This is a genomic window from Nakamurella sp., from assembly GCF_048594475.1.
Classification (GTDB): domain Bacteria; phylum Actinomycetota; class Actinomycetes; order Mycobacteriales; family Nakamurellaceae; genus Nakamurella.
In genome coordinates, this window is the sequence record NZ_JBMDXT010000430.1 from 1 (window position 1) to 6,458 (window position 6,458).

Annotated in this window: 4 protein-coding genes; 1 reads left to right on the plus strand and 3 read right to left on the minus strand. The window is 70.7% G+C overall.

The features are described from left to right. Positions 1–40: 40 nt before the first annotated feature. On the minus strand, positions 41–1,303 hold the full coding sequence (locus ACOJUF_RS19585) for a hypothetical protein (RefSeq protein WP_420123498.1): 1,263 nt from the start codon (positions 1,301–1,303) through the stop codon (positions 41–43). Positions 1,304–1,482: 179 nt separating this feature from the next. On the opposite strand from ACOJUF_RS19585, the gene ACOJUF_RS19590 reads away from it, so the two are divergent. Beyond that, positions 1,483–3,465: a TPM domain-containing protein gene (locus ACOJUF_RS19590; RefSeq protein ID WP_420123499.1), complete on the plus strand. Its 1,983-nt coding sequence runs from the start codon at positions 1,483–1,485 to the stop codon at positions 3,463–3,465. Between the two features lie 82 nt (positions 3,466–3,547). Here the strand turns inward: ACOJUF_RS19590 and ACOJUF_RS19595 are convergent, their stop codons facing one another. Both ACOJUF_RS19595 and ACOJUF_RS19600 read right to left on the minus strand, forming a co-directional pair. Beyond that, entirely contained in the window at positions 3,548–4,186 is a 639-nt protein-coding gene (locus ACOJUF_RS19595; RefSeq protein WP_420123500.1) for a hypothetical protein, read from the minus strand. A gap of 652 nt (positions 4,187–4,838) precedes the next feature. Beyond that, positions 4,839–6,458 (minus strand): polysaccharide biosynthesis tyrosine autokinase (locus tag ACOJUF_RS19600; protein WP_420123501.1); only part of this gene is annotated, 1,620 nt, incomplete at its 5' end.

The window sequence follows — 6,458 nt, forward strand, 5'->3', positions numbered from 1 at the left end:
CAGGGTTTGTGTCTGAGCCGCGCGCGAGCTGCCGCCCGGCTCAGCGGTCGACCCCCGCGCGCCCTGCCCCGTTGCGCACGCGCGCGCCGGCACGTCGCCGGTGGGCGCCCGCACGCGAGGTGGCCGTCCGTTGAACGGTGATCAGGCAGGCCGACAGCACCAACAGGAAGGGACTGATCGGCGAGAGCAGGACACCTTCGAAAATGCTCAATGTGACAAGGCCGAAGGCGACGGCAAGACCACGCCCTCCACCCGTGACGCCGTAGGCGATCAACGCGACCCACATCACGGTGACGGCGACGGCTCCCCAAATGCCGGCGTGCACGAGCGCACGCAAGGGACTGCTGGCCACTTCATGCAGCTCGTTGTCGAGACCGACTCCGGTCCACGGGTTGGCGTCGAACGTCGAGACCGCATAGGAGAGGGTCTGCTCCCGGGTGTTTCCTCGCGAAGTCACCCAGGCGATGACCGAGTTCGAATCGATGATGGACGCCAGCACGAGCGCGGAGGCGAACAGGCACCCGATCTTGACCGGCCAGCGGAATTCGACCAGCACGATCACGGCGGCGGTCACCAGCAACGCGGCGGCACTGGATCTGCTACCGGTCGCAGCGATGACGGCCGCACTGGCCAGGAACAGGCCCCCGGCGAGCATGCGCCGCCGGACGACGGTGACCGCGACCATGCCCAACGCCGCGGCGAAGCAACCGAGACCGTTGGCGTTCTCGAGGAAGCCACGGAGCCGGCCCAGGCCGAAGGCCATGCCCGGAGCCAGGACGACGGCCGCGACATTGGCCGCGATGGCAACGACGAGACCGACCACCAGGCCGGAACGCATCGCCTCGACCGGGACCCAGGACGTCGCGGCCACGAGCCAGACCGCACACGCGGCCAGACCGGCCATTTCGGCCAGGAAGGGGGCGTACTGGCCGTCGCCCAGGGTGGCGAACAATAGATACAGACCCATTGCGGACAGCATCAGGCCAATGAAGACCGAATGCGGCCTGGCCGGGCGGCCGATCGAGCCGCGAACCAGGCCCGCCGCGACCAGGCAGGCGATTCCGCCGAGCCGCAGCGGGACCGAGGCAAGCGGATCGATGAGGGCCGAGGTCGCCGAGGCCTGAAGCAGCACTGCCGCCGCCACGAACCCCGCGGCCGGCGCCCGAAGAACCGCCGCGACCAGAACCGCCAGGACCGCGGTCGCGGCCAGCCCCGCGACTGGCGACAGGAAGGCCATCGTGACGACGGCGACGATCGTGACGGCGGCCGCCAGCCATAACCCTAAGTCACGCACCGACGACACCTGGTTACTGTAGACCGCCGCCGCATCCCTCGGTGAGCTGATCCTCCGGGGCCGCCTCGGTAGGGTCGGACCACGGCAGCCGTGGTCGACGGCGCGCGGCGTGGGAAGGGTCCGGCATGCGTATCGCACGAACAGTCACACGGCTCGCGGCGGGGTTGGCGGTCGTCACCGTCGTCGGGTTGTCCGCCTCCCTGCCCGCCGCGGCCGAACCGCCGTTCCGCCTGCCCGGCCAGATCACCGACCGGTCCGGGGTGCTGTCCGGGTCCGACCGCAGCGACATCCAGACCGCGCTGGACCAGCTCTCGGCCGAGGACAACATCGACCTCTGGGTGGTCTACGTCGACACGTTCGACGACCCGGGTACGGCCTCGGACTGGGCCGGGCAGACCGCCCAGCTTTCCGACCTGGGCCAGAACCAGATGCTGCTGGCCGTGGCCACCGGCGGCCGGGCGTATGCCGTCGACGCCCCGACGACCATCAAGCTCAGCTCGTCCCAGCTGCAGCAGGTGGCCACCAACGACATCCAACCCGCGCTGAAGAACGACGACTGGGCCGGCGCCGCCATCGCCGCGGCCAACGGCTACCGCGATGCCCTCAACGGATCGTCGACCGTCTGGTGGTGGATCGCCGGTGGCATCGTCGTCGTTGGCGCCGGCGGGTACCTGCTCTACCGGCGGCGGCGCCCGACCACGTCCGGTGCCGGGCCGGCCGGCCCGGAGGGGACGCCGGCCGCCCCGCAGGAACCCATCGACGCGCTGTCGGCCCGCAGTGTCCAGGCCCTGATCGACACCGACAACGCCGTGCGGGCCAGCGAATTCGAGCTGAGCGCGGCCGAGTCCGACTTCGGGTCCGCGGCCGTCGGCCAGTTCCGCACGGCGTTCGACGCGGCCCGGGAATCGCTGACCCGGGCTTTCGAGATCCGCCAGCAGGTCGACGACGACCAGCCCGAGGACGACACCACCCGGCGCGCCATGATGAACGAGATCCTGTCCCTGTGTGCCGCGGCGTCGGCGACCCTGGACGAGCAGAGCGACCGCTTCGACGACCTGCGCGACCTGCGGTCGCGGCTGCCGCAGGTGCTGGCCGAGTTGCCCGGGGCCATCGACACCCAGGCCGGACGGTTGCCGGCGGCCGCGACGACGCTCCAGCGACTGCAGCAGCAGTTCGCGCCGCCGGCGCTGGGCACCGTGGCCGCGAACGTCGATCAGGCCAAGGAGCGGCTGGAGTTCGCCCGGACCGGCCTGGACCAGGCCCGGCGGTCAGCCGCCGGCGCGACCCCGGCCGAGAGCACGTTGCCGCTGCCCGGTCAGCCGGCCGCGCCGCCGGCCCGCCCCGACCCGGCCGCGGTCGTCGCGGCCGGTGCCGCCCAGGAGGCGGTCGACCAGGCGAAGACCCTGCTGGACGCCATCGAGCGGGCCGCGGCCGACCTGGGCGCCGCGGTCACGCAGCTGACATCCGCGATCGCCGCCGTCGACCAGGAGCTGGCCACCGTCCGGGGAGCGCTGGACTCGGCCGATGCCGGCGGGAGCGCGGCCGCGATCCGGGCCCAGCTCGACCAGATCCAGGCCATCCTCGGCATGGCCAGGTCGCCGCAGGGTGCGGCCGACCCGATGACGGCCCTGCACAAGGTCGAGGAAGCCGACCTGGCCCTGGACGGACTGCTGGCCAGCACCCGGGACGCGCAACAGCAGGAGCAGCGCAGCCGCGCCGCGCTGGCCCAGACGCTCACCACCGCGCGCGCCGAGGTGTCCGCCGCCGAGGACTTCGTCAACACCCGGCGGGGCGCGGTCCGCAGCCAGGCCCGGACCCGGCTGGCCGAGGCGAAACGGCATCTGGCCAATGCGGAGTCGGCCACCGGTGATGCGGCGGCCGCCCTGGCCGAGGCGCAGCAGGCGGCGGCGCTGGCCCGCGAGGCCGCCGACCTGGCCCAGCGCGACGTCAATGGATTCGGGGGCGGGGGGTCGAACAACAGCGGCGGCCTGGCCGGCGCCGTCCTCGGCGGGATCATCCTCAACTCGGTGCTCAACTCCGGCCGCAGTGGTCGCGGCGGGGGCGGCTGGGGCGGCGGCAGCAGCTGGGGCGGAGGCGGTTTCGGTGGCGGCGGTTTCGGCGGCGGCGGTGGTGGCGGTGGCCGGCAGAGCGGGGGCAGCGGCCGGTTCTGATCGGCGGCACCCGCCGGCGCACAGACGTCAACGGCCGGCTCCCCATCGGGAGCCGGCCGTCGACGTGTGCCGGTGGAGTCCGTCAGCCGGAGGCGCCGGACTTGGCGCCCTTGCGCCGGAGCACGCCCCGCGTCCCGAAGAACAGCAGGACCAGGCCGGCCAGCAGGGCGCCGATGCCGATGGCCAGCGGCGCACCGATGCTCGCGCCGGTCGAGGCGAGACCCGCGTATCCGGAGGACACGTCACCACTGGCGTAGCCCGAGCTGTAGTTCTGGCCCGATCCGCTGCCCGAGCCGGTGTAACCGGAGCCGGTCTGGCCGGGCACGCCGGGCGGGTCGGCGAGGAACACCGTCAGATCGTCGCCGCTGGGGCTGCCGACCGCGCGGACGGACAGATCCCCGTCCTGGGTCAGGTTGTAGGTGACGGACCAGTTCCCGTCCGCGTCGGGCTCGGCCGTCAGGGTGGCTGCGGCGCCGGCGGCACTGAGCCCGGCGCTCGATCGCAGACCCGAGGGACCGCCGTAGGTGATGGTGATGTCCACCGAGGTGTCGGGGCCGCTCTCGTCCCCGTAGTTGGTCCCGGTGATGACGATCTGATTGACGTTGATGGACACCGCCGACAGGCCGGGCGGGGCGTAGACCGGAGCCGCCGCCGCCGTCCCCGCCGCCACGATGAGCCCGGTTGCGGCCATCGCAACGACCGATCCGATCCGCTTGAACATCAGAGCAATCCCCCAATCCGACACAATTAGCGGAACCCCTGACGGTCACGCTGGAGCATGTCGGAGCATATGACAGCGAATCGGATTGGACAGATGTGGTGGTCCGATGATTGCCCCGATGTCGGCTGCCCAAGGTGACGGGATAGGACCGTTACCCATCTTCCTGATGATTCGTGCCCGAGGGAGCCCCACAAGCTCAATTACCCAGAGTCATCGGCGTGGCCAACCCTGCACATCCTCCAACAGGTCGAAACCCGATGTGACGAACTTGCCCCCGATCGTGGGAGGGTCGCGCTGCACCGGCCCGCCTCGATCGACAACGCGATCCACACATGGACAACCGAGGCCAACCAGCATGACCGGATTCGGCCAGAGTAACGGCGCCCGTGTGAACTGCAGGGAAAGACGACGAACGCCAGGCCGAGCCACACCGTGGCCTTCTCACGGCGCGATCGGCCGGATGTCACCTAGGGTCATCTACCCAAGCTCCCGGCACGGCCGTCGCCGAGGACGCAAACGGCCGGCCAGAGAATGGCCTACCGCTCCTGGATGATTCGAGATCCAACGGACGGCGAGAGGCGAATATCTCCGGGCGTGAAATGGGTACCGGCATTCGACCGGCCGGCGCGCGTCCGTTTTGAATTCGCCCCGCTCAGTTCGCCGCTCGATGAAGTGCACCTGATGCGTCGCCGTTCCTGCGGTCCGGGTCCGGCGTCGTGACCCGACCGACCGCGGGATCGGAGACCGCACCGGGCTGCGCTGGCAGATCGGCCACGGCGGCCTCACCGGCCCGATCCGCACCCGGGTTGGGGTGGCCCCCCGGTGGGTTGTGGCTGGCGGCCGGTTGGTGCGGGGTGGGGTCTTGGGTGGGGGCGTAGCCGTAGCCGTAGCCGTAGCCGTAGGTGGAGGTGGCGTGTTGGGGGACGAAGTTGAACACGGTGCCCAGGACCTGGGCACCGACGGCGTCGAGCCGGTGACGGGCCTGGGTGGCCTGGTCGCGGGTGGTCCGCGCGTGCCGCAGGACCAGGATCGCTCCGCTGGTCTGCGCGGCGATCAGCGCCGCGTCCGTCACCGGCAGGATCGGCGGTGCGTCGATGATGATCACGTCGTACCGGCGGCGCAGCTCGTCCATGACGGCGGACATCGCCTTGGACTGCAGCAGTTCGGCCGGGTTCGGGGGCAGGGCACCGCTCAGGATGACGTCCAGACCCGACCGGCCCCACGGCTGGATGGCATCGCCCAGCTCCGCCTGGCCGATCAGCACCGTGGTCAACCCGACCGTGCCCTCCAGATCCAGGTACTCCCCGAACTTGGGCCGGCGCAGATCACCCTCGATCAACAAGGTGCGGCGCCCGGCCTGGGCCAACGCGATCGCGATGTTGATCGAGGTGGTCGATTTACCGTCCCCGGGCAGCGGGCTGGTGATCGCGTAGGTTTTCGACTCACCGTCCACGTCCAGGAACTGCAGATTGGTCCGCAACACCCGGAACGACTCGACCCGAGGCGCGTGCGGCGAGAGCCCCGAGATCAGCGGCTTGCGCACCGCCGTCGGATCGAAAAAAACCGAGCCGAGCGTCGAGGCGCCCGTCGCCCTCTGCACGTCCTCGACCGACTTGAGGGTGGTGTCCAGCGTCTCCCGCAACCACGCGGCGGCCAGCCCCACCAACAAACCCACGATCGCGCCCAGCCCGATCGTGATCAACGGACGGGGATAGACCGGGCCGGTCGGCAGGTTCGCGTCATCGACGATGTTCGCCCGGATCGGCGACCGCGCCGGATCCTCCGAACTTTCCAACTCCCCGACGTAATCGGTGAACACCTCCGCCGTCGTCTGGGCCAGCAACTGCGCCCGCTCCGGACTGGGATCGGTCACCGACACCTGCAGGATCACCGAATTGGGATCGGCCGTCGCCGTGATCTGATTGACCAACGCCGCCGGCGCCTGATCCGAACCCACTCGGGCCAAAACCCTCTCGGCCACCGTGGACCCCTTGATCAGATCAGCGTACGAGGTCACCCGCTGCTGCGAGAACAACCCACCCTGATACATCTGCGCATTGGCACTGTCACTGCCCGGCGTCGACACGAACAACCGCGCGGTCGAGGAGTACAACGGCGTCGCCCGCACGATCAACCCCACCCCGACCGCCGCCCCCACCAACAGCCCGACCAGCACCACGACCCACTGCCGCCGCAACACCCGCAGGTACTCGCGCAGGTCCACCACTCCCCCTTGACCGGCCGAAGCCCTGCCGAAGCCCGCCACCACCAG

What these genes read in the sequence shown, in the direction of transcription:
- ACOJUF_RS19595 (WP_420123500.1), bottom strand. Translation starts at nt 4,186, where the DNA reads ATGTTCAAGCGGATCGGATCGGTCGTTGCGATGGCCGCAACCGGGCTC.